Source organism: Pantoea sp. GbtcB22, assembly GCF_019091025.1.
In the GTDB taxonomy this organism is placed as follows: domain Bacteria; phylum Pseudomonadota; class Gammaproteobacteria; order Enterobacterales; family Enterobacteriaceae; genus Pantoea; species Pantoea leporis.
The window spans coordinates 1-258 of the sequence record NZ_JAGXKB010000385.1; the positions used below are offsets into that span (position 1 = coordinate 1).

The following is a 258-nucleotide window of genomic DNA, read 5'->3' on the forward strand; positions in this document are numbered from 1 at the left end:
TGACCATCATATGTTGGTAACATCATTGGTCTGAAACCCTGTGGCCATGGTACTATTTGCAGTTCTCTTGACAATGGCGAAGTGGCATCGAAAGTATATTCTGGTTGTTGTTTCAATGTTTCATGATGATTATTTTGCTTTTCGGACAAATCTTGATTGCTTTGAGCTTCGTGTTGGATGCTTCGAATATCATTTGTTGTTTCTGCTATTTGGCTTCTTAGATGTGCCAGTCTTGCCAACTTCTGCTTTCTTGCCTGC

1 protein-coding gene is annotated in these 258 nt (G+C 40.3%); it reads right to left on the reverse strand.

The features are described from left to right. On the reverse strand, nucleotides 1-258 hold a 258-nt coding region (locus KVT28_RS25560; protein ID WP_217551029.1), incomplete at both ends, for a hypothetical protein.